The organism is Methylobacterium radiodurans, from assembly GCF_003173735.1.
Taxonomy (GTDB): Bacteria; Pseudomonadota; Alphaproteobacteria; order Rhizobiales; family Beijerinckiaceae; genus Methylobacterium; species Methylobacterium radiodurans.
On the sequence record NZ_CP029551.1, the window covers coordinates 4,483,063 to 4,505,335 of the forward strand.

Sequence of the window (22,273 nt, forward strand, 5' to 3'; positions counted from 1 at the left end):
GGCGCAACCCGTTTCGGCAGGGCCTCAGCGGATGCGGCCGGGCCGGGTCGGCTCGAAGACGATGCGGCGGTGATAGGCGCACCAGCTCTTGCCATCCTGCACCGGCGCGCCGCAACAGACGGCGCGCTCGGTCGGCTCGCCGATGATGAACTTGCACACGAAGGCCCCCGACTGCGCGAAGGGCACGCGCAAGTCGGCCGAGGGCTCCTTGATGGTTTCGGCTTCGCCGATCTGGGACATGCGGACGAGTTGATTCATCGGACGACTATGAGAAGGTTCGGGGATCCTGCTGTGGCGGGGCGCCGGCCCAGCAAGGGAAAAGCCGTGGGCCTGCACGATCGGTGCCGGGACCGGCACCGCACCCGGGCGGACCGGCGCGCAGGCGTCATCGTACTGTTATAGCTGGCATTCCGGGGCGGGAAAACAAGACCGTCGCCGCGTCGGTGCGCCCGCGCACAAGCTTGGCCGCCATCAACGGCTCCCTGAAGCGGCGCTCACCCCGAAGGCCGGAAAGTTCTCGCTGGGTCGGATAGAGTTCTCGCGCCGGCCTGGACCGGATCACCAAGGTTCGGGGGAGAATTCGCCCGCCCCGGCGTGTGGACGGGCACCGCTGCCGGGCGCCCCCCCGCTATGTCGGTGGCGCAACCCTACGCCGTGCTTTTTGCGAAGCATGCCGGGGCGCCACGGCGGTCCGGGCGCCGAATCGGCGGCCCGTACGGGCCGCTTGAGCGGTGTCCACCGCCGGTGTAGGCGTCCGGCGGACGGCCCCGCGCGGCATCCCGGGCCGTGGGAGACTGGCGATGCGCGTCCTCGTGACCGGTTCGGCCGGGTTCATCGGCTACCATCTCTGCCGGCGCCTGCTCGCCGAGGGCCACGCCGTCACCGGTCTCGACGCCTTCTCGGACTACTACGATGTCGGGCTCAAGCGCGCCCGGCACGCGGATCTGGCGGCGCTCCCCGGCTTCACCCCCGTGGAGGGCCGGCTGGAAACGCCCGGCCTGCTCGGCGACCTGCTGCGACAGGCGGCTCCCGAGATCGTGGTCCACCTCGCCGCCCAGGCGGGCGTGCGCTACAGCCTCGAGAACCCGCAGGCCTACGCCGATTCCAACCTCATCGGCAGCTTCAACCTCCTGGAGGCGGTGCGTGCCAACCCGGTGCGGCACCTGCTCCTCGCCTCGACGAGTTCGGCCTATGGCGGCAACACGGCCCTGCCCTTCCGCGAGACCGACCGGGCAGTGAGCCCGCTCACCTTCTACGCGGCGACCAAGCTCGCCATGGAGGCGATGGCGCATTCCTACAGCCACCTCTTCGGCATCCCGACGACGGCCTTCCGCTTCTTCACCGTCTACGGACCCTGGGGCCGGCCCGACATGGCCCTGTTCCTGTTCACGCGGAAGATCCTGGCGGGCGAGCCGATCGAGGTCTTCGCGGGCGGGGCGGCGGAACGGGACTTCACCTATATCGACGACCTCGTGGAGGCGGTGCGCCGCCTCGTGGACGTTGCCCCGCCGCTGCCCGGCCGGGGCGACCCGGTGGGGCCCGAGGACACGCTGAGCCCGAGCGCGCCCTACCGGCTGGTCAATATCGGCGGCGGGCGGCCGGTGCGCGTCGACGCCATGATCGACGCGCTGGAGCGCGCGCTCGGACGCCCGGCCGAGCGCATCCTCAAGCCGCTGCCGCCCGGCGACGTGCCGCGTACCCAGGCCTCGACCGACCTGCTGCGCCACCTCGTCGGCGCGGTGCCGGAAACGCCGATCGAGGTCGGCATCCCGGCCTTCGTCACATGGTACCGGGACTATTACGGCACCCGCTGAAGCGCCCGTCGCGCCGGCGGGCCGGATATGGTTCAGTGGCGCCCGGATCACAGGACACCCGACCTCATGGCCTCACCCCTCGTCTCCGCCGACTGGCTGCATCAGCGCCTCGACGCGCCCGACCTCGTGGTGCTCGACGGCTCCTGGTACCTGCCGGCCGCCGGCCGCGATCCGGAGGCCGAGTATCTGGCCGCGCACATCCCGCGGGCCGTGCGCTTCGACATCGACCGGATGAGCGACGAGACCGCCGGCCTGCCGCACATGCTGCCGCGGCCCGAGGTCTTCGCCTCTCGGATGCGCGCGCTCGGCGTCGGCGACGGGCAGCAGATCGTGGTCTACGACGGGATGGGCCTGTTCTCGGCCCCCCGGGTCTGGTGGATGCTGCGCACCTTCGGCGTCCGCGACGCGCTGGTGCTCGACGGCGGCCTGCCCGCCTGGATCGCGGCCGGCTACCCCACCGAGGATGGCGCCCCGACTCCGCGCGAGCGGCGCCATTTCAGCGCTCGGCTCGACCACGGCGCGGTGGCGGATGCGGGCGACGTCGCCCGCGCGCTCGCGGGCGGCTCGACCCAGGTGGTCGATGCCCGCTCGGCCCCGCGCTTCCGCGGCGAGGAGGCCGAGCCCCGTCCCGGCGTGCGCCCCGGGCATATGCCGGGCGCGCGCAACCTCCACTACGCCAGCCTCCTCACCGACGGGCGGATGAAGAGCCCGAACGAGCTGCGTGCGGTCTTCGCGGCGGCCGGCGTCGATCCCGCGCGCCCGGTGCTGACCACCTGCGGCTCGGGCGTGACCGCCGCGATCATCACGCTGGCGCTGGAGACGCTAGGGCACCCGGCCCGCAGCCTCTACGACGGGTCGTGGTCGGAATGGGGCGCGGACCAGAGCCGGCCGGTGGCGACCGGGGCGGCGTGAACCCGACGTTCTCCCGCCCCCGCTGAGGGGGCGGGTTGGGTCGGCGCTCAGGCCCACTCGCCCCGGCGCATCACCGGCACGGCCTGCCCGTCCTGGCGGATGCCGTCCACGTCGATCGCGGCCGAGCCGATCATCCAGTCGATGTGGATCAGGCTGCGGTTGGCGCCGCGGGCCGCGAGGTCGTCCTCGCTGAAATCGGCGCCGCCATTGCGGAAGCACTTGCTGTAGGCTTGGCCCAGCGCGATGTGGCTGGCCGCGTTCTCGTCGTAGAGCGTGTTGTAGAACAGGAGCCCCGAGGCCGAGATCGCCGAGGAGGCCGGCACCAGCGCGACCTCGCCGAGCCGGCGCGCGCCCTCGTCGGTGTCGAGCACCCGGGCGAGCACGTCGCCCCCGGTGCGGGCGCTGGATTCCACGATCCGGCCCTCCGCGAAGCGCACAGCGATCCCGTCGATCAGCGTGCCCTGGTAGGAGAGCGGCTTGGTGCTGGTGACGTGCCCGTCCACGCGCAGCTTGTGCGGCGTGGTGAAGACCTCCTCGGTCGGGATGTTGGCGTTGCAGGTGATGCCGCTGCGCGAGGTCGCCGCGCCGCCGCACCACTCGTGGTCGTCGGCCAAGCCCACCGTGAGGTCGGTGCCGGGGCCGCGGAAGCGCAGGGCAGCGAAGTGCTCGGCGTTGAGCCGGTCCTTGCGGGCGTGGAGGTCGGCGTTGTGCCGCGCCCAGGCGCCGAGCGGGTCCGGCCCGTCCACGCGCGAGGCCGCGAAGACCGCGTCCCAGAGCTTGGCCACCGCCTCGTCCTCCGGCAGATCCGGGAAGACGGTGCGGGCCCAGGCCGGGGTCGCGGCCGAGACGATGGTCCAGTTGGTGGCGAAGTTCGCGATCAGTTCGAGGGCCGGCACGTAGGCCTTGGAGCGGGCGCGGTTGGCGCGCGCCACCTTCTCGGGATCCTGGCCGGAGAGGAGCGCCGGGTCGTCGCCGCTGATCGCCAAGCGGGCGGCGCCGTTGCGGTAGGCCTCGGCCATCCCGGCGTAGAGCCAGCCCGCGGCCGTGTCGAAGGCCGCGTCCGGCGCGTGGGCGAAGCGGGCGAGCGTGGCCACGTCGTCGCCGAGCAGCGTGGTGACCAGCGAGGCGCCGGCCGCGTAGGCCTCGCGGGTGATCGCGCGGGCGAGCGGCAGCGCCTCCAGCGGCGCGGTCAGCACGAGTTCCTGCCCGGGCTGCAGGTTGAGCCCGACCCGCACGGCCACCGTGGCCAGCCGGTCGAGCCGCGGATCCGTCTGCGGCCCGGCATGTCCCGTCATCGTCCCCGTCCCTCGCCACCGGCCCTCAGGCAGGGCCGGATCCAAGATCGGTGCGGAGACCGCGAAAAATCAAGCGGCGCGCGACCAGGTGATGTCGCCGAGGCTCTCCCGGAAGGCGAAGCGCGCGAGGTGGTCGGCGACCACGTGCTCCAGCCGGGTCAGGCCGACCGGGTCGGGCGTGGCGATGCGCATCACCAGCGCGTCGGGCTCGGCCTCGAAGGTGCAGACCCGGTCCTCGCCGAACGGCACGGTACCGCGCTGGGGCGTGCTCTCGACGGGGAACTTGTGGCTCCAGTGCCGGCAGAGCTGCTGCAGGTAGCGGCTCGCCTCGGCGGTCTGAACGCGGGCCTGGGAGGTGGGCATGGATCTGGTCTCCTGAACGTAGGTTCTCGCGGGAGCCGGCGTCGTCTTCGCAAGCGCGAAGGCGTCGGACCGGAGAAGCAAGCGGCGGGCCCGATTGCCCTGAGGCTGCCGGGCCTTTGAGGAACAAACTCCGCGAGAGCCGTTAAAGCCCCGATAACGCTGAAGCTCTCCTGAACGGAGGGCCCGCATCCCCAGAGATCCGCGACGGTCTGCGATGGCCGCCATAAGGGTCGGCGGATCGAGCGACTTTATGGCGCGGTGCGGCGCATTTCGTGGCCGTGTGCTGCGGCGCACCACGGACTCGGAGGCACGATCCAGAAAAAGGCGCGGTGCGCGCCTCGCCCCGCAATCTTTCAAGATCACCTCGCTCGCGCCGAGATCCTGGAACGGACTTCTCTTACCCGCAGTGGGAGCCCGGGACGACGCAACCCCCCTTGCACCGCTTCCTCTAAAGTGAGACCCCCTCGGGCTGCCGTCACCGCGGCGGCACCGGAACGCGGGTTGTTGGACATGCCGGACGATCAGACCCTTCGCTTCGCCACGCAGGCGATCCACGCGGGCGCCGCCCCGGATCCGGCGACCGGCGCGCGGGTCCAGCCGATCTACTTCACCAACGGCTTCGTCTTCGACTCGACCGAGCAGGCCGCCGACATCTTCGCGATGCGGCGCACCGGCTTCTCCTACTCGCGCGGCTCGAATCCCACGGTCGCGGCGCTGGAGCGGCGCATCGCCGCGCTGGAGGGGGCCAAGGCCGCGGTCGCGGTCGCGTCCGGCCAGTCGGCAGTGATGCTCGTGCTGATGACGCTGATGCGCTCGGGCGAATCCTACGTCGCCTCCCCGCGCCTGTTCGGCGGCTCGCTCGGCCTGATGCGCCGCCTCGACGGCCGCTACGACCTGCAGCCGCAATTCGCCAAGGGGCTGGCGCCGGAGGATTTCGAGGCGGCGATCACCCCGCGCACGCGGGCCATCGTGTGCGAGTCGATCGTGAACCCCTGCGCGACCGTGATGGATATCGAGGGCATCGCCGCGGTCGCGCGGCGCCACGGCCTGCCCCTCGTCATCGACAACACGTTGGCCTCGCCCGCCTTGATCCGGCCGATCGAGCACGGCGCCGACATCGTCGTCCACTCGACCTCGAAGTTCCTCGGCGGCTCCGGCCAGACCATCGGCGGCATAATCTGCGATGCCGGCCGCTTCGACTGGAACCGGCCCGACCGCTACAACCTGATCAACGAGCCCTGGCCGGACTACGAGGGGCTGGTGGTGCGAGAGCGCTTCCCCGACATGCCCTTCGCGGTCGCCTGCCGGCTGTTCGGCCTGCGCGATCTCGGACCCGGCCTCTCGCCGATGAACGCCTTCCTGACGCTCACCGGCATCGAGACCCTGCCGCTGCGCATGGAGCGGCACTGCGCCAACGCGCGGGCGGTCGCCGCCTATCTCAAGGACCACCCGAAGGTCGACTGGGTGAGCTATCCGGGCTTGCCCGGCCAGCCCGGCGAGGCGCTGGTCAAGCGCTACGTGCCGCAGGGGCCGGGCTCGATCTTCACCTTCGCGCTGAAGGGCGGGGAGCCGGCGGCGATCAAGTTCATCATGGGCCTCGACCTGATCTCGCACCTCGTGAACATCGGCGAGATCAAGTCGCTGGCGATCCACCCAGCCTCGACCACGCACCGGCAGCTCCGCCCCGAGGAGCGTGCGGCCGCCTGCGTCGGGCCGGAGACGGTGCGGCTCTCCATCGGCCTGGAGAGCGTGGAGGACCTGATCGCCGACATCGAGCAGGCGCTGGCCAAGCTCGACTAAGGGTCGGCCGCCCGCCTCATGCGGTGTCCAGCGGCTCGGAACGGCTGGCGCGGCACCCTCCCTCTCCCCGCGTGCGGAGAGAGGGGACCGCGATCACTGGGGGCCTGCCCGGAAACGGTATCACGCCGCCGGCTTGGGCGGGGTGAGCCCGGTCACCTGGGCGGCGGGCTCTTCGCTGAGCCAGCGGTAGAGGATGCCGCCGAGCACGCCGCCGAGGAGCGGCGCGGCCCAGAACAGCCAGAGCTGGGCGAGCGCCCAGCCGCCGACGATCAGGGCCGGTCCGGTGCTGCGCGCCGGGTTGACCGACAGGTTGGTGATCGGGATGCCCACGAGGTGCACGAGCGTCAGCATGAGGCCGATCGCCAGCGGCGCGAAGCCGACCGGCGCCCGGCCGTGCGTCGCGCCCATGATGATGAACAGGAAGAGCGCAGTCAGCACGATCTCGGCCGTGAGGCAGGCGGTGAGGTCGTACCCGCCCGGCGAGTGCGCGCCGTAGCCGTTGGCCGCGAAGCCCTTGGCGAGGTCGAAGCCGGGCGCGCCGCTCGCGATGGCGTAGAGCAGACCGGCCGCCACGACGGCGCCCACGAGCTGCGCGACCACGTAGGGCAGGATGTCGCGGGCCGGGAAGCGCCCGCCCGCCGCGAGGCCGCAGGTGACCGCCGGGTTGAGGTGGCAGCCCGAGATGTGCCCGATCGCGTAGGCCATGGTGACCACGCTGAGGCCGAAGGCGAGCGCGACTCCGAGGAGGCCGATCCCGACCTCCGGGAAGGCGGCGGCGATGACCGCGCTGCCGCAGCCCGCGAAGGTGAGCCAGAAGGTGCCGATGGCCTCGGCCGTGCACTTGCGGATGTCCATGGGGGCTCCTGGGTTCAGGATGGGTCGGCCGTCCGGGATCCCCCCGGCGCCGGTGCCCCGGCGCGCGGCCCGAGAATGTCGAGCGGGTGCGAGCGAGGAAAGGCCGGAACCGCGCGCTAATCCGGAATTGCCCACCCGCGGCTCGGTCGTCCGCGGCGGGTGGCAATCCGGCCAGGTTCGCCCTTGCCATCGGCGCCGGTTCGGGCGCATACTGGAACACAACGCGAACAAAATCCCGCCCGCGCCCCACCGGTCCGAGCCATGCCCGCCCCGAGCACCGGCCGCACGCTGTTCTTCTTCGAGAAGCCCTCGGCGATGCGCGAGCTGAAGCGCTTCTTCCGCTCGCCGAACACCGTCTGCGTCGCCGCGGAGGGCCATCTCCTCGCTGCGGAGGAGCCCGGCGACGTGCGGCCGGACTGGAAGCCTTGGCGCTTCGACGCGCTGCCGATCGTGCTCGACACGATCCCCGTCGCTTGCGGGCGGAACCGCTCCGGCCAGTCGCACGCGGGCAAGCTCGCCGCCATCCGGGCGGCGCTCGGGGGCGTCGAACGGGTGATCATCGCGACCGATCCCGGCCGCGAGGGCTCAATGATCGCCTGGGAGGTGCTGGAGCATCTCGGCTGGCGCGGGCGGGTCGATCGCTTGAAGCTCGGCGCGCTCGACGACGTCTCGATCCGGCGCGCCTTCGCGGGGCTGGCCGCCGAGCCCGATTCCGGCGAGCGCGACTACGCCGCCTATCTGGAGGCGCTCTGCCGCCAGTACGAGGATTACCATCTCGGCCTCAACGGCACGCGGGCCATCTCGCTGCGCCTGCGCCCGGCGGCCTTCCGCGAGCCCTGGCGCTTCGGCGGCGTTCAGACGCCGACGCTCGCGATCCTGGCGGATCTCGAGGAGCGCATCCGGGCCTTCGTGCCGCAGGACTTCTTCAAGGTCGCGCTGCAGCTCGACACCGCGGACGGGCACGCGCTCACCCTCTGGCACGCGCCGAAGGACCGCATCCTCGATCCGGAGATTGCCGAGACGATCCGGGCGGCCGCCGCCGGATGGTCCGGGCCGCTCGCGGTCGAGCAGCGGGACGTGCGCCGGGCGCCCCCGCGCCTGTTCTCGAAGGACACGCTCGCCCGGCGCTGCGCCAAGCGCTTCGGCTGGGACCCGCAAGCGACGGCCAAGCTTGCGCAAGACCTCTACGACCAGGGCTATCTCAGCTACCCGCGCACCGAGTCCGAGCTGCTGCCCGAGGGGCAGGCCGGCGACGCGCCCGCGATCATCGCGGCGGTCACGGGGGTTCTCACGGAACTCCGCCCGCTCTTTCCGCCGGAGGCGAAGCCGGTGATCCGGCGGGGCAAGAGCGGCCCCTACGTCAAGGATCCGGGCGAGCACCACGCCATCGTGCCGCTGCGCAAGGTGCCCGAGCGCGGACGGCTCACGGCCGATCAGGCCCGGCTCTGGGAACTCGTCGCCAAGGCCTATCTCGCCGCCCACATGGCCGATGGGATCGACGCGCGCACCGGCATCGCGGCCGAGGTCGCCACGCCTCTGGGGCCGAAGCGCTTCGCAGTCTCCGGGACCGTGGTGCGGGTGCCGGGCTGGCGCGCGGTCTACGGGGCCGAGGCCGAGACCGAGGCCGACTTGGTGCCCGGCAAGGCCCGGCGCGAGGAGGAGGCGAGCGCGGCCCGCCTACCGCCGGTGCGCGACGGCGAAGGGGCGTCGGCCACGGGCGCCGAGATCGCCACCGCCGTGACCGAGCCGCCCCGCCGCATCACCCGCGGCGAGCTGCCCGTGGTGATGGGCCGCCTCGTCGATCAGGTCGAGGACCCGGCGGTGAAGCGCGCCCTGGAGAACCCCGTCAACCCGAACGAGCCGAAGGGTCTCGGCACGGCCGCGACTCGGGACACGATCCTGCCGAAGCTCCTGAAGAGCCGCTACGTGACGTTGGGCACCGGCAAGGACCCGGCGGTCTCGGTCACGGAAGTCGGGCTCGCCTTCATCGGTGCGGTCCGGGCGGTGTTCCCGGCCTACGGCGACCCGGTCGGGCGGGCGGTGTTCGAGGCGGAGCTTGCCGAGATCGGCCGGGCCGCGACCCGTGCCGAGGCGGAGCGCCGGGCCGAGGATTTTCGCCGCCGCACCCGGGCGCGGCTCGATGCGCTGATCGCGGCGATCGCGGGCGCTCCGACGATCGACCTCGACCCGAGCCTGATCCCGCCGGGCGGCCCGTCCGGTCGCTACGACCGGGCGCCGACGCCCGCCATGGTGGCGTTCGCGGTCTCGCTGGCGGAGCGCAAGGGCGTGGCGCTGCCGCGCGGCTGCAAGAGCAGCCTGCGGGTGTGCCGCGGCTTCCTCGACGCGCAGGCCGGGCCGAGGACACGATCCGAGGGAGAGCCGGAGGGGCGCGGGCCGGACGGCGTTCGCCCGCCGAGCGCCGCGATGCTGCGCTACGCCCGCAACCTCGCCGAGGCCAAGGGAATCGCCTGCCCGCTCGAGGTGGAGGCGCACTTCGACGCTTGCCGCAGCTTCCTCGACACGCACGCGGCGCGGGCCGACACGGCGCGCCCGGCCCGGAAGGGCGCCGTGCCGTCCCGCGGCCGCTCGCCCGCGCCGCGCAGGAAGCCGGCCGCGGCCCGCCGGCAGGCCTGAACACGGGGGAATCCTCAAGGGTCTTTGAAGCCCTTGAGCGGGTTCTCAGGGCAGCGCCCTGAGATCGTCCGATCCGCCTGTACAGATACGGTATTGAGCATTCGCTTCGCGGCTAGAACGTCCGGGCGGCTATCGCCGGCGGGAAGCGAAAGGCGCCGTGCCGCGCTTCGTCGAGGGCGATGCCGGGAGCCGCTACGATCGCGCCGACCTGCCCGTCGACTTCGGCCACGAGGACAAGTCGCTGCTGCGGCGGCAACGCGCAGGCCCTCTCAAGATCTGCCTCATCGACGCCTTCGCGTCATGCCCACCCGGGCTTCCGGGCCGGTCCGGCGGTTGGCCCGCAGCGATCAGCCACGGTGCCGAGCGCGACCAAGGGAACGGGTGCCACCAGACCGCAAGGACACCGCAAAGACACTGTGAGAGCGTGGGCCTGCTGCAGGAAGCCCAGGCTGAAGCGCAGCCAGCGACAGGTCTTATAAATAATATATGATCTTGCCCGGCGCTTGCTGGCTTGCTATGGAAGGCGCGGGCTTGCTGGCGGCAAAGTGCGGCGCGCCCGATGCAGAGACGCCATCCTGCATCGGTCGTGCTGCATAGCCTGCGGACGCGCCGTAAGGCCGGCGCAGCGCGGGAAGGGATCGGGAGCAAGCCAGAACAAGACATAGCTCGCAAAAGATCGCGGCCCGAGCCGCGGCACAGGGAGGAGCGTATGGGCTTGAGTGAAGCGTTGTTGGAAGTCGACGGCGTCACGCTGCAGTACAAGACGCCGCATCACTTGATTACGGCCACCTACCGGGTCAGCTTCGACGTGCTGCCGGGCGACCGGTTCGTCCTGCTCGGACCGTCGGGCTGCGGCAAGTCCACCCTGCTGAAGGCGGTGGGCGGCTACATGCCCCCGACCGAGGGCGAGATCCGCCTGAAAGGGCGCACCGTCACCGGGCCCGGTCCCGACCGGATGATGGTCTTCCAGGAGTTCGACCAGCTCCTGCCCTGGAAGACGGTGAAGCAGAACGTTGTCTTCGCCCTCGAAGCCTCGGGCCGCCTCATGGGCCGGGCCGCCGAGGAGCGGGCGATGGCCTATATCGACAAGGTCAACCTCACGAAGTTCGCCGACAGCTACCCGCACATGCTGTCGGGTGGCATGAAGCAGCGCGTCGCCATCGCACGCGGCATGGCGATGGAGCCCGACATCCTGCTGATGGACGAGCCCTTCGCGGCTCTGGATGCGCTCACCCGTCGCAAGATGCAGGACGAACTGCTGATGCTGTGGGAGGAGACCCGCTTCACCGTCCTGTTCGTCACCCACTCGATCCCCGAGGCGATCAAGATCGGCTCGCGCATCCTGCTGCTCTCGCCCCATCCCGGCGAGGTGAAGGCCGAGCTGAACAGCGCCGGAACGCCCGCCGAACAGGCGCGCCTGGAGGGCCGCATCCAGCAGATGCTGTTCGCCGAGGAGATCAAGGAGGCGGAGAATGTCTAGCGCGAACGCCCTGGTGGATGCCCCCTCCGTGCCTGCCGCCCGATCCGCATCCGCCCGCCCCGAGATCGTGCGCGACCGTGCCGGCCCCCCGGGCGGCACGGTGGTCGAGAAGCCGCTCTCGACGCTGGAGCTGCTCTACAACCAGGGCTGGCTGCGCAAGCTCCTGATCCTGGCGGTGCTCGCCCTGATCTGGGAGGCCTACGGGCGCTACCTCGACAACGACCTGCTGTTCCCGACCTTCACGGCGACGCTCGGGGCCTTCTTCCGCGGCGTCGCGGACGGCACGCTGCCGCTCAGGGCTTGGGGCTCGGTGAAGATCCTGCTCGTCGGCTACGGCATCGGCATCGTGCTGGCGACCGTGCTGACCGGCATCGCCATCGCCTCGCGGATCGGCACCGACTTCCTCGAGACCATGACCTCGATGCTCAACCCGCTCCCGGCCATCGCGCTCCTGCCGCTGGCGCTGATCTGGTTCGGGCTCGGCAACGGCAGCCTCGTCTTCGTGCTGGTACACTCGGTCACCTGGGCGATCGCGTTGAATACCCATTCGGGCTTCCTCTCGGTCAGCCGGACCCTGAAGATGGTGGGGCGCAATTACGGGCTCGGCGGCGCGGGGCTGATCCGCAAGATCCTGATCCCGGCGGCCTTCCCGTCGATCCTGACCGGCCTGAAGGTCGGCTGGGCCTTCGCGTGGCGCACGCTGATCGCGGCGGAGCTCGTCTTCGGCGTGTCCTCGGGATCGGGCGGCCTCGGGTGGTTCATCTTCGAGAACAAGAACATGCTCGATATCCCGAACGTGTTCGCGGGCCTCCTCACCGTGATCCTGATCGGTCTCGTGGTCGAGAACCTGATCTTCCAGACGATCGAGCGCCACACCATCCAGCGCTGGGGCATGCAGGCCTGAGGTCGCGCCGGGCGCCGGTCTGCCCGGCGCCCGGTCCCGAGCCCCGAACGATCGCATCCGGCGCAAGGCTGAAACCGGGCGTCCGCCCGACGCGCTCCGGGCCGGACGGGTCGGCACATCCAGCCCGCGACCACGGCCTTGCCGGCGTCATACCCGAGCCATCTCAGCGCGGACCGCCGCTCCGCCCGCGGCGATCCCGCAGTCGCGGACACCATCCGGCCAGGGCCTGTCCGCGGCAAACATATATAAGACACATGAATGTTGACACGTCCGGACCCGGGCGTATTCTCGGATCGACGCCGACGGGTCGCACAGATCGGCGCACAGAACAGGTGAGGAAACCCCATGACGGCACGGAGCATCGTCCGGCTCGTCGGCACGGTCGCGGTCCTGTTCGGGGCGCTCGGCGCCGCCCGGGCCGAGGTCTCGACCGTCCGGCTCGCCAAGCAGTTCGGCATCTCCTACCTGCCGCTGACGCTGATGGAGGAGGAGGGTCTGCTGGAGAAGCAGGCCAAGGCCCGCGGCCTCGACCTGAAGGCCGAGTGGCTGCGCTTCACCGGCGGCTCGGGGATGAACGAGGCGCTGCTGTCCGGAAACCTCGATCTGGCGGCCGGCGGCGTCGGGCCGTTCCTGACGATCTGGGGCCGCACGCAGGGCAACATCAAGGTCAAGGGCGTGGCGGCGCTGAACGCGATGCCGCTCTGGCTGGTCACGGTCAATCCGGACGTGAAGTCGATCAAGGACTTCGGACCGAAGGACAAGATCGCGCTGCCCACCGCCAAGACCTCGATCCAGGCGATCACCCTGCAGATGGCCGCCGAGCAGGCCTTCGGCGCCGGCCAGCAGGGCAGGCTCGACCCGCTCACCGTCTCGATGGGCCATCCCGACGCGCAGACCGCGATGATGGGCGGGCGCTCCGAGATCACCGCGCATTTCGGCTCGCCACCCTTCCAAGAGCTGGAGCTGAAGGATCCGCGCGCCCGCAAGGTGCTCGACAGCTACGACGTGATGGGCGGGCCCCACACCTTCAACCTCGTCTGGGCCTCGAGCCGCTTCGTCACGGCGAACCCCAAGGTGACCGAGGCCTTCCTGGCCGCGCTGGAGGACAGCCTGAAGCTGATCCGCGACGATCCGGGCAAGGCCGCCGATCTCTGGATCAAGGCGGAGGGCTCGAAGCTGTCGCGGGAGGAGGCCGTCGCCATCATCCGCGGACCGCAGAACGAGTGGACGACGGCGCCCAAGCGCATGCTCGCCTACCTCGCCTACATGAACCGTGCCGGTCTGGTCTCCGCCAAGGCGGGCGCCGAGAGCGAGCTGTTCTTTCCCGCTCCCGAGGGCGCGAAGCCCAGTGCTCCGAAGGAGGCCGCGCGGTGACGGCGCCCGTCGATCACGCCGCCGTGGCCGCGGGCGCGACCGAGGCGCTGCGGGTGCGCGTGCGCCGCGGGGACGGCGTGCAGGATTACGCGGTGCCGCGCCGCGCCAACCAGACGGTGCTCGACGTCGTCACCGAGATCCAGCGCGAGCAGGATCCGACGCTCGCCTACCGCTTCGCCTGCCGGGTCGGCATGTGCGGCTCCTGCGGCATGACGGTGAACGGACGCCCGCGCTGGACCTGCCGCACCCGGGTCGCCGCCGTCGCACCGGAGGGCGAGCTGCTGCTGGAGCCCCTGCGCAACCTGCCGGTGGTCAAGGACCTTGCCGTCGATATGGAGCCCTTCTTCGAGAAGTGGCGCCGCGCCCACGGCTATTTCGAGCCGGGCGAGAATCCGCCCGACGACTTCGCGGCGGTGCTGCCCGATTCCGCTGAGCGCCGCGAGGCGGATGCCGGAATCGAGTGCATCAATTGCGGCGTCTGCTACGCGGCCTGCGATCTCGTCACCTGGAACCCCGACTATCTGGGCCCGGCGGCCCTCAACCGCGCATGGACGCTCGTCAACGACGTGCGCGACCGGGGCCAGACGGCGCGGCTCGACGCGGTGGCGGGCGATGCCGGCTGCCATTCCTGCCACAGCCACATGAGCTGCACCGAGCACTGCCCGAAGGCGCTCAGCCCCACCTTCGCCATTGCCGGGCTGAAGCGCGAGACCGGCAAGGCGGCGCTCCGCCGCTTCTGGAGGCGGGGATGAGCCCGCTCCTCTACCTCGCCCAGCGCGGCACCGCCGCGATCCTGGCGCTGACCGTCGCGGTCCATCTCGGCACGATCCTCTACGCCGTGCGCGGCGGCCTGACCGCGGGCGAGATCCTGGGACGCACGCAGGGCAATCTCGGCTTCCTCGTGTTCTACGTGGTCTTCGTGCTGGCGGCCGCGATCCACGCACCGATCGGCCTGCGCAGCGTGCTGCGTGAGTGGACCGGCTGGCGCGGCCGCTCCCTCGACCTCGCCATGCTGGCTCTCTCGGCGCTGCTCGCCGGGCTTGGCCTGCGGGCGGCGCTCGCGGTGTACTGGGCATGAGCGCGCTCGCCGACACGCACCGATTGCCGGTTCGGATCCCCTCTCCCCGCTCGCGGGGAGAGGACTCCGGCGACCTCGTCGCCGCCGGAGCGAGGCGGCAGCCGGGGGTGAGGGGGCTTCACCGGGGAAGACTCCTGCGACACCGCCCCCTCACCGTCGCTCCGGCTTCGCCTGCGCTTCCTGCCTGCCCGACAAGGTGCGGGCAGGCCTCTTCCCGCGCGCGGGGAGAGGGGGGAGAGGGGAGCGGTTCCGGCTCGAGTCGGGGAGGTCTTGCATGAGAACCACCGCACGATCCGCCATCGCTCCCGGCATCACGCACGCCCCCCATCGCCGCCCCGGCTTCGCCGCCGCGCTGATCCACCGGCTCTCTGGCATCGCGCTGGCGCTGTTCCTGCCGATGCACTTCATCGCGCTCGGCACCGCGCTGCAGGGCGCCGACCGGCTCGAGAGCTTCCTCGGGCTCACCCATAACGGCTTCGTGCGCGTGGCCGAGTGGGGTCTCGTCTGCGCGCTGGCCGTCCACATGGCGCTGGGCCTGCGCGTGCTGGCGATCGAGTGGCTGAGCTACCGCGAGCGCACCGCCGTGGTCGTCTCCGGCTGCCTCGCGACCGCCTTCGCGGTCGGCCTCCTCTTTCTCCTCAGCGGGGCCTGACGCCCCGCCGATCTCCCTCCCCGGACACCCCGGAGCACCCGCCATGGATCTCGACATCCGCGAATTCGAGGAGGTCTGCCGCGACCTCTACGTCCGGGCCCTGAAGATCCTGCCGCCCGACATCAAGGCGGGATTCTCGGACCTGCAGAAGGCCGAGACCAGCGCGACCGGCCGCGCCATACTCGACACGATGGTGGAGAACGTCGCGGTCGCCGAGCGCACGAAGAACATCCTCTGCCAAGACACCGGAATCCCGATCTACAACATCCGCATCGGCCGCGACGTCGTCTTCGACGGGGCCGAGCTGAAGGCCGCGATCCGGCGCGGCTGCGAGCGCGCGACGAAGGAGTTCTCCCTGCGCTCCTCGGTGGTCCATCCGATCACCCGGAAGAACGAGCAGACCTCCTGCGGCATCCGCGTGCCGATCATCCACGTCGACTTCAACGAGACTCCGGAGACCGTCGCGGTCGAGATGATCCCGAAGGGCTCGGGCTCTGAGAACGGCTCCTTCCTGCAGATGCTCCTGCCCTCCGACGGGATCGGCGCGGCCAAGCGCTTCGTGATCGACCGGGTGATCGAGCTGGGCGGCCGGGTCTGTCCGCCGACCATCGTGGGCGTCGGGCTCGGGGGCACCTCCGACCTCTGCATGCACCTCGCCAAGGTCGCGGCGACCCGCCCCCTGCGCTCGGTCTGCGCCGACCCGGAAGGCGCGCGGATCGAAGAGGAGCTGTCGCGGGCGGTGAACGAGCTCGGCATCGGCCCGCAGGGGCTGGGCGGGCGCTCCACCAGCTTCGCGGTCCATGTGGAACTCGCCGCCACGCACATCACCCAGAACCCGGTCGCGGTGAACATCCAGTGCCACTCGGCCCGCCGCGCCCGCGCGACGATCACGCCGGGGGGCATTGCATTCGACTGAAACACCGCGGCTCTCCCTCCCCCCTTTGCGGGGGAGGGTGGCCCCCGAAGGGGGTCGGGAGAGGGGGGCGACGCTGCAGAAGGGGACTGAGCCCGGCATGAAGGCTGCGCCCCCTCCGTTCGCTGGGGTCCCCTCTCCCGACCCCTGCTGACGCAGGGGCCACCCTCCCCCGCAGAGGGGGGAGGGAGGGCGGCGCGGCCGCCCGGAGCGTCAGAGAATCCGGCCGCCGGGATTCGGCCCCGCATCGCATTGCACCTGAGGAGACCCCCGTGGCCCACCACGTCCTCGACATGCCGGCCGGCGAGGCCGAGATCCGGCGCTTGCGGATCGGCGACACCGTGACCCTGCGGCGCTGGCTGTTCGGCATCCGCGACGCCACGCTGATCCACATGTTCGACCGGGGCCGTCGCACCCGGCTCGACCTCGCAGGCCACGCGGTGATCCACACCGCGCCCAACGTCCACCGCGTCGCCCCCTCCCCCGAGGCGCCGGTCGGCTACGCGCCCTTCTGCATCGGCACCACCACCTCCATGCGCATGGAGCGCTTCACCGACGCCCTGATGGCGCGCGAGGGGGTGCGCCTGATCGTCGGCAAGGGCGGCATGGGGCCGGCGACGCTGAAGGCGTTCAGTGAGCGGGGCGGCGCCTACCTCGCCATCGTCGGGGGGGCTGCGGCGCTGGAGACGACCTGGATCGAGCGGATCGAGGACGTCGACATGGACGACCTCCATCCCGAGAGCCTGTGGCGCTTCGCGATCCGCGATTTCGGCCCGCTCCTCGTCGGCATGGATTCGCACGGCGGCTCGCTCTTCGCCGAGGTCCAGCGGGACGTGGCGAGCCGCCGCGACGCCGTGCTGGCCAGCCTGGAGGACGCGCGATGAACCCGGCCCAGGTCCAGCAGGTCGAGACCGACATCCTGATCCTCGGCTCCGGCGGGGCCGGCCTGTTCGCGGCGCTCCACGCCAAGAAGACCGTGCCCGAACTCGACGTCACGGTCGCGGTGAAGGGGCTACTCGGCAAGTGCGGCTGCACCCGCATGGTCCAGGGCGGCTACAACGTGGCCCTGGCGCCGGGCGACTCGACCGAGCGCCACTTCATGGACACGGTCGAGGGCGGCAAGTGGCTGAACGATCAGGCGCTCGCCTGGACGCTCGTCACCGAGGCGCAGGTGCGCATCCGCGAGCTGGAGACGGAGCTCGGCTGCTTCTTCGATCGCAACCCGGACGGCAGCGTCCACCAGAAGGCGTTCGCCGGCCAGACCTTCGACCGCACGGTGCACAAGGGGGACCTCACCGGCATCGAGATCATCAACCGGCTCTCCGAGCAGGTCTGGCGCCGCGACGTCAACCGCCTGGAGGACCACCGGGCGCTGGAGCTGATCCCGGCCCGCGACGGCTCGGGGCTCAGCGGCATCCTGATGCTCGACATGCGCACCGGCGAGCCGAAGCTGGTGCGGGCCAAGGCCGTGCTGCTCGCCACCGGCGGCGGGCCGACCATGTACAAGTACCACACGCCGTCGGGCGACAAGTCCTGCGACGGGCTCGCCATGGCGCTGCGGGCAGGCCTGCCCTTGCGCGACATGGAGATGGTGCAGTTCCATCCCACGGGTCTGCTCGCGGGCGCGGGCACCCGCATGACCGGCACGGTGCTGGAGGAGGGCCTGCGCGGGGCCGGCGGCTGGCTCCTCGATTCGACCGGCGCGCGCTTCATGGAGGCCTACGATCCGCGGGGCGAGCGGGCGACGCGCGACATCGTCAGCCGCTCGATCATCCGGCGCATCCGCGACGGCTACGCCACACAGAGCGGGGGCGTGCACATCCAGATGAGCCATCTCGGCCCCGACGACGTGCGCCGCCGCTTCAAGGGCATGGTCGAGCGCTGCGCCGATTGCGGCTTCGACCTCGCGGGCGGTCGCGTCGAGGTGATCCCGACCGCCCACTACATGATGGGCGGGATTCAGTTCGCGGTGGATTGCACCACGGCGCTGCCGCGCCTCTACGCGGCGGGCGAGGATACCGGCGGCGTCCATGGGGCGAACCGCCTCGGCGGGAACGGGGTGGCGAACTCCACCGTGTTCGGCGGGCTCGCCGGCCAGTCTATGGCACGCGCGGTCTCGCGCGGGGGCTCGCTCGCCGATCCGGATCTGGCCGCGGTCGAGGCCGGGCTCGCTCGCGCCTACGGGCCGCTCGGCCGGCCGGCGGACGAACTCCCGGCGATCCGCGAGGCCCTCTACGAGACGATGTGGAGCGATGTCGGCATCCTTCGGGACGAAGGCGGTCTCACCCGCGCGCTCGGCGCGCTCGACGGCCTCAGCCAGGCGGTCGCCCGCGCGGGCGCACCGGACGGCGACCGCCGCTACGCGCTGACCTGGATGGACCGGCTGAACCTGGAAAACCTCGTGCTGGTCTCGCAGGCGATCGCGCGGGCCGCCCTCGCCCGCACCGACAGCCGCGGCGCGCATTTCCGCGAGGACCATCCCGAGACCTCGGATCTCGCCACCTCCGCCTACACGGTGGTGCGGCGGCAGGAAGACACCTTCGCGATCGGGATGGAGCCGGTCGCCTTCACCCATGTGCGGCCGGGTGGCTCGCTTCTCGACGCGGCGGCCTGAGGGAGAGGACCCATGGAGACCTTGCGCGGCGCCGACATCGTCGCCTGGACCCTGGAGGCGCTCGGCGTCACACGGATCTTCACGCTGTCGGGCAACCACATCATGCCGGTCTTCGACGCGCTGCTGGAGACCGGCATCGCGGTGGTCCACGCGCGCCACGAGGCGGCCTGCGTCCACATGGCGGATGCCTGGGGCCGGCTCACCGGCGAGGTCGGCGTGGCGCTGGTCACCGGCGGACAGGGCCACACCAACGGCGCGGCGGCCCTCTTCACGGCGCTCGCCGCGGAATCGCCCGTGCTGCTGCTCTCGGGCCATGCGGGCGTCGCGGAGATCGGGCGCGGCGCCTTCCAGGAACTCGCGCAGGCCGAGATCGCCCGCCCGACGACCAAGGCCTCGTGGACCGCGACTTCGATCGCCGGGCTCGGCGCCGACCTCGCCCGCGCCTTCCGGATCGCCCGCGAGGGCCGGCCGGGCCCGGTCCATGTCAGCCTGCCGGTCGATCTCCTGGAGCGGGCGATCCCCGCCGCCACGGTGCGGATCCCGGGCCCCGCGGCGGCCGCGCCCCGCGCGAGCGGGCCCGCGCCGGATCTCGTCGAGGACCTCCTCGCGGCGATCGCCGCGGCCGATCGGCCGCTCCTCCTCTGCGGCCCGGCGCTCTGCGACGCGGCCGGCCGGGAGGCGATGGCCGGTCTGGAGGAACGGCTCGGCCTGCCCGTCCTCGGCATGGAGAGCCCGCGCGGCGTCAACGACCCGGCGCTCGGCGCCTTCGCGGAGGTCCTGGCGCGGGCCGACCTCCTCGTGCTGCTCGGAAAACCCCTCGACTTCACCCTGCGCTTCGGGGGGGCGCCGGCCGTGGCGCCGGACTGCCGGTTCGCCCTGGTCGATCCCGATCCGGCACTCCTCGCGCGCGCGCCGGCCGAGCGCCTGGCTGTCTCGGGCGCCGCCGATCCGCGGTCGCTCCTCGCGGCGCTCGGCGCGCGGGGCACCGCCCTCCCCCGCCACGCGGACTGGCACCGGGAGGCGCGCGCGGCCATCACCTACCGGCCACCCGCCTGGGCGGATCTGCGCGGGAGCGGGCGCCTGCACCCGGTGGAGCTGTGCCGGGCGGTCGACGGCTTCCTCGCCGGCTATCCCGACGCCACGCTGATCTGCGACGGTGGCGAGATCGGCCAGTGGCCTCAAGCCCTGGTGCGGTCCGGCCGGCGCCTGATCAACGGCGTGTCGGGCACGATCGGCGCCTCGATTCCCTTCGCGATCGCCACGAAGCTCACCCGGCCCGAGGCGCCTGTGGTGGCGGTGATGGGCGACGGCACATTCGGCTTCCACATGGCCGAGTTCGACACGGCCGTGCGCTACGGCATCCCCTTCGTGGCGGTGGTCGGCAACGACGCCCGCTGGAACGCCGAGCACCAGATCCAGCTGCGCAGCTACGGCCCGGAGCGGACGCGCCACTGCGACCTGCTGCCGACGCGCTACGACGCGGTGGTGCAGGCGCTCGGCGGCTTTGGCGCGCTGGTGACCGAGGCCGCCGAGCTGCCGGCGGCGCTGGAGGCGGCACATGCCAGCGGCCTGCCCGCTTGCCTCAACGTGATGATCGAGAGCGTGCCGGCCCCCGCCATCCGGCGTCCGGGCTGAGGACGGACGGCGCCGCGCCCTGGCGCGTGCAAGTCCGTGTTTCGCCGCGCTCTCTTGCGCCGAACCGGCGTCCGCTTCGGCGGAGAACGCTTCAGGAGGGTGACGATGCGCAGACGCGACGTTCTGGCGGGTGCCGCGGGGATGCTCGGGGCGGGGGTTGGGGCAGGGCTCGCGCCGGCCCGCGCGGAGGTCGGCGCGGTGGCGATCGCCCGCCAGCCGAGCCTCGGCCACCTGCCCCTGATGCTGATGGAGGAGCAGGGCCTGCTCCAGAAGGCGGCTGCCGCCCGCGGCCTGGCCGGGCTGGAGGCGCGCTACCTGACGCTGGCCGGCGGGGCCGCGATGAACGACGCGCTGCTCTCCGGGCAGATCCAGTTCGCGGCCGGTGGGGTGCCGCCTCTGGTGCTGCTCTGGTCGAAGACCGAGGGCACCGCGATGGCGGTGAAGGGCGTGGCGGCGATGAACAGCATGCCGCTCCTGATGAATACCAACAATCCCCGGGTGCGCGCGCTCAGTGACTTCACCGACCGGGACAAGATCGCGCTGCCCGCCGTGAAGGTCTCGGTCCAGGCGATGTTCCTGCAGATGGCGGCCGAGAAGGAGCTCGGCCCCGACCGGCGCAACGCGCTCGACCGTCTCACCGTCACGCTCTCGCACCCGGACGGGATGGCGGCGCTCCTCGCCGGCAACGAGATCACCGCCCATTTCACTGCCGCGCCGATCCAGGAACTGGAGCTGCGCCGGCCCGGCATCCGCACGGTGCTCAACAGCTTCGACGTTCTGGGCGAGCCATCGACCTTCAACGTGGTCTGGGCTTCCTCGGCCTTCGCGGCGGCCAACCCACAGGTCTGCGCGGCCTTCGCGGCGGCGCTCGACGCGGCGCTGGCGGCGATCGAGGCCGACAAGGCGGAGGCGGCGCGCGCCTACGTGCGCCTCGCTCGCGACGCGAGCGATGTCGGGTTGATCACCGAGATCCTGAACGACCCGCAGGTGCGCTTCACCGCGACGCCCCGGGCAATCGCTAAGGTTGCCGACTTCATGCACCGCACGGGCACCATCCGCCGACGGCCGGAGAGCTGGAAGGACCTGTTCTTCCCGAGCGTGCACGGGCGAGAGGGGAGCTGAGGCGGCTCGGGTCGCGGGTGGGGCCGGATGCCTGGGGATCCCGTCGCACCCAGCACTCCCGGCAACGCGAGTCCTGGGGTGGTGGTCCACGCGATCGCGGCGAGCAGTGCAAGGACGATGGGGCGAAGCGGACTGCCGCCGAGCTCGCCGCCGAGGAACAGGCTCAGCGCCACGCCCGGCTCACCGGATCGAGCAACATCGCCGGCACAAACCCCGCGAAGGACACGCCGGCTTTGGCGAATGCGAAGGCAAGGTCGGGTCGTCTGGCGTGCCGACGCTCAGCCGAAGCGGCGCGCCTAAGCGGCGCCGGCATGGCAAGCAGGGCACCGGCGGTGGTCGCGTGGACGCCAGAGTAGCGTGAGGGCCACGGGCGTGATCCGGCTGGACCGGACCCGCTGGCGCGCGGCCTGTCCCCGAGGGATGCTTCGCGGTGCCTCAGTGGCATGCCATGCGCTGCGGGAGGCCCGGAGGCCAAGGACGCGGAACGCGGCCAGTCCGCGATCGGGCGGATCCTAATGCGATCCTTATAAGATCGCCTTCCTCTCCCTCTCGAACCCTAACGCAGTTCCCGTCCACATTCGGGCTCGGCCCAGGTCGGTCGCGGCGCGTCCGCGCCCGCCGGCCGAACGGATACGGACGCACCATGCTCGACATCTCCTTCATCGCCGCGGGCCTCGCCTTCTTCGGCCTCGCCGCCGGCTACGTTGCCCTCTGCGAACGCCTCTGAGGCACGCGCCATGCCCCTCGATCTCGCCCTCGGCGCCCTCGTGACGGCCGGGCTCCTCGTCTACCTCACCGTCGCCCTTGTCCGCCCCGAGCGGTTCTGAG

The 22,273-nt window shown here is 71.7% G+C and carries 21 protein-coding genes; 17 read left to right on the top strand and 4 right to left on the bottom strand.

Annotated features, from left to right (window positions below):
- Positions 1–24: 24 nt before the first annotated feature.
- The gene (locus tag DK427_RS21000; RefSeq protein WP_066924708.1) at positions 25–258 is read right to left on the bottom strand and encodes a GcrA family cell cycle regulator; all 234 of its coding nucleotides are present in this window, start codon (positions 256–258) and stop codon (positions 25–27) included.
- 542 nt (positions 259–800) lie between these two features.
- On the opposite strand from DK427_RS21000, the gene DK427_RS21005 reads away from it, so the two are divergent.
- Together DK427_RS21005 and sseA are read left to right on the top strand one after the other, a co-directional pair.
- A complete protein-coding gene (locus DK427_RS21005) occupies positions 801–1,814 on the top strand; it encodes an NAD-dependent epimerase/dehydratase family protein (protein ID WP_109953068.1) in 1,014 nt (337 codons plus the stop codon).
- A gap of 66 nt (positions 1,815–1,880) precedes the next feature.
- Entirely contained in the window at positions 1,881–2,726 is an 846-nt protein-coding gene (sseA, locus tag DK427_RS21010; protein ID WP_245930664.1) for a 3-mercaptopyruvate sulfurtransferase, read from the top strand.
- A 47-nt stretch (positions 2,727–2,773) separates the two neighbouring features.
- Here sseA and DK427_RS21015 read toward each other — a convergent pair whose 3' ends face one another.
- Positions 2,774–4,021 (bottom strand): aminopeptidase, encoded by a 1,248-nt coding sequence (locus tag DK427_RS21015; protein ID WP_109953070.1) that lies wholly within the window; start codon positions 4,019–4,021, stop codon positions 2,774–2,776.
- A 69-nt stretch (positions 4,022–4,090) separates the two neighbouring features.
- On the bottom strand, positions 4,091–4,384 hold the full coding sequence (locus DK427_RS21020) for a DUF2218 domain-containing protein (protein ID WP_109953071.1): 294 nt from the start codon (positions 4,382–4,384) through the stop codon (positions 4,091–4,093).
- Positions 4,385–4,894: 510 nt separating this feature from the next.
- Between DK427_RS21020 and DK427_RS21025 the strand changes: the two genes are divergently transcribed.
- Positions 4,895–6,184 (top strand): O-acetylhomoserine aminocarboxypropyltransferase/cysteine synthase family protein, encoded by a 1,290-nt coding sequence (locus DK427_RS21025; RefSeq protein ID WP_109953072.1) that lies wholly within the window; start codon positions 4,895–4,897, stop codon positions 6,182–6,184.
- A gap of 120 nt (positions 6,185–6,304) precedes the next feature.
- Here DK427_RS21025 and aqpZ read toward each other — a convergent pair whose 3' ends face one another.
- Positions 6,305–7,039 carry an aquaporin Z gene (aqpZ, locus tag DK427_RS21030; protein ID WP_109953073.1) on the bottom strand — a complete coding sequence of 245 codons (735 nt, stop codon included), beginning with the start codon at positions 7,037–7,039 and terminating at the stop codon, positions 6,305–6,307.
- Positions 7,040–7,300: 261 nt separating this feature from the next.
- Here aqpZ and DK427_RS21035 point away from each other — a divergent pair, with 261 nt between their 5' ends.
- The 14 genes from DK427_RS21035 (at position 7,301) to DK427_RS21100 (ending at position 22,272) form a co-directional block, all read left to right on the top strand.
- Complete coding sequence (locus DK427_RS21035; RefSeq protein ID WP_204165210.1) at positions 7,301–9,673, top strand: type IA DNA topoisomerase; 2,373 nt, start codon at positions 7,301–7,303, stop codon at positions 9,671–9,673.
- A gap of 157 nt (positions 9,674–9,830) precedes the next feature.
- Entirely contained in the window at positions 9,831–10,163 is a 333-nt protein-coding gene (locus DK427_RS26515; protein WP_162559869.1) for a hypothetical protein, read from the top strand.
- Between the two features lie 219 nt (positions 10,164–10,382).
- Positions 10,383–11,153, top strand: coding sequence for an ABC transporter ATP-binding protein (locus tag DK427_RS21040; RefSeq protein ID WP_109953074.1), 771 nt, complete (start codon positions 10,383–10,385; stop codon positions 11,151–11,153).
- Entirely contained in the window at positions 11,146–12,057 is a 912-nt protein-coding gene (locus DK427_RS21045; protein WP_109953075.1) for an ABC transporter permease, read from the top strand. Before DK427_RS21040 ends, DK427_RS21045 begins: the two co-directional genes overlap by 8 nt.
- A 345-nt stretch (positions 12,058–12,402) precedes the next feature.
- Positions 12,403–13,431: an ABC transporter substrate-binding protein gene (locus DK427_RS21050; protein ID WP_109953076.1), complete on the top strand. Its 1,029-nt coding sequence runs from the start codon at positions 12,403–12,405 to the stop codon at positions 13,429–13,431.
- Positions 13,428–14,183, top strand: coding sequence for a succinate dehydrogenase/fumarate reductase iron-sulfur subunit (locus DK427_RS21055; RefSeq protein WP_109953077.1), 756 nt, complete (start codon positions 13,428–13,430; stop codon positions 14,181–14,183). Before DK427_RS21050 ends, DK427_RS21055 begins: the two co-directional genes overlap by 4 nt.
- On the top strand, positions 14,180–14,509 hold the full coding sequence (locus DK427_RS21060) for a succinate dehydrogenase/fumarate reductase transmembrane subunit (protein ID WP_109953078.1): 330 nt from the start codon (positions 14,180–14,182) through the stop codon (positions 14,507–14,509). The genes DK427_RS21055 and DK427_RS21060 overlap by 4 nt, the downstream gene beginning before the upstream one ends.
- Positions 14,510–14,783: 274 nt before the next feature.
- The gene (locus DK427_RS21070; protein WP_109954300.1) at positions 14,784–15,161 is read left to right on the top strand and encodes a succinate dehydrogenase, cytochrome b556 subunit; all 378 of its coding nucleotides are present in this window, start codon (positions 14,784–14,786) and stop codon (positions 15,159–15,161) included.
- Positions 15,162–15,204: 43 nt separating this feature from the next.
- Positions 15,205–16,077, top strand: a complete 873-nt coding sequence (locus DK427_RS21075; RefSeq protein WP_109953079.1) for a fumarate hydratase — start codon at positions 15,205–15,207, stop codon at positions 16,075–16,077.
- A gap of 269 nt (positions 16,078–16,346) precedes the next feature.
- Entirely contained in the window at positions 16,347–16,958 is a 612-nt protein-coding gene (locus DK427_RS21080; protein ID WP_109953080.1) for a fumarate hydratase C-terminal domain-containing protein, read from the top strand.
- Positions 16,955–18,688, top strand: coding sequence for an L-aspartate oxidase (locus DK427_RS21085; RefSeq protein WP_109953081.1), 1,734 nt, complete (start codon positions 16,955–16,957; stop codon positions 18,686–18,688). The genes DK427_RS21080 and DK427_RS21085 overlap by 4 nt, the downstream gene beginning before the upstream one ends.
- A 12-nt stretch (positions 18,689–18,700) precedes the next feature.
- A complete protein-coding gene (locus DK427_RS21090; RefSeq protein WP_109953082.1) occupies positions 18,701–20,323 on the top strand; it encodes a thiamine pyrophosphate-binding protein in 1,623 nt (540 codons plus the stop codon).
- A gap of 105 nt (positions 20,324–20,428) precedes the next feature.
- Entirely contained in the window at positions 20,429–21,445 is a 1,017-nt protein-coding gene (locus DK427_RS21095; protein ID WP_109953083.1) for an ABC transporter substrate-binding protein, read from the top strand.
- 737 nt (positions 21,446–22,182) lie between these two features.
- Complete coding sequence (locus DK427_RS21100; protein WP_109953084.1) at positions 22,183–22,272, top strand: K(+)-transporting ATPase subunit F; 90 nt, start codon at positions 22,183–22,185, stop codon at positions 22,270–22,272.
- Position 22,273 lies beyond the last annotated feature (1 nt).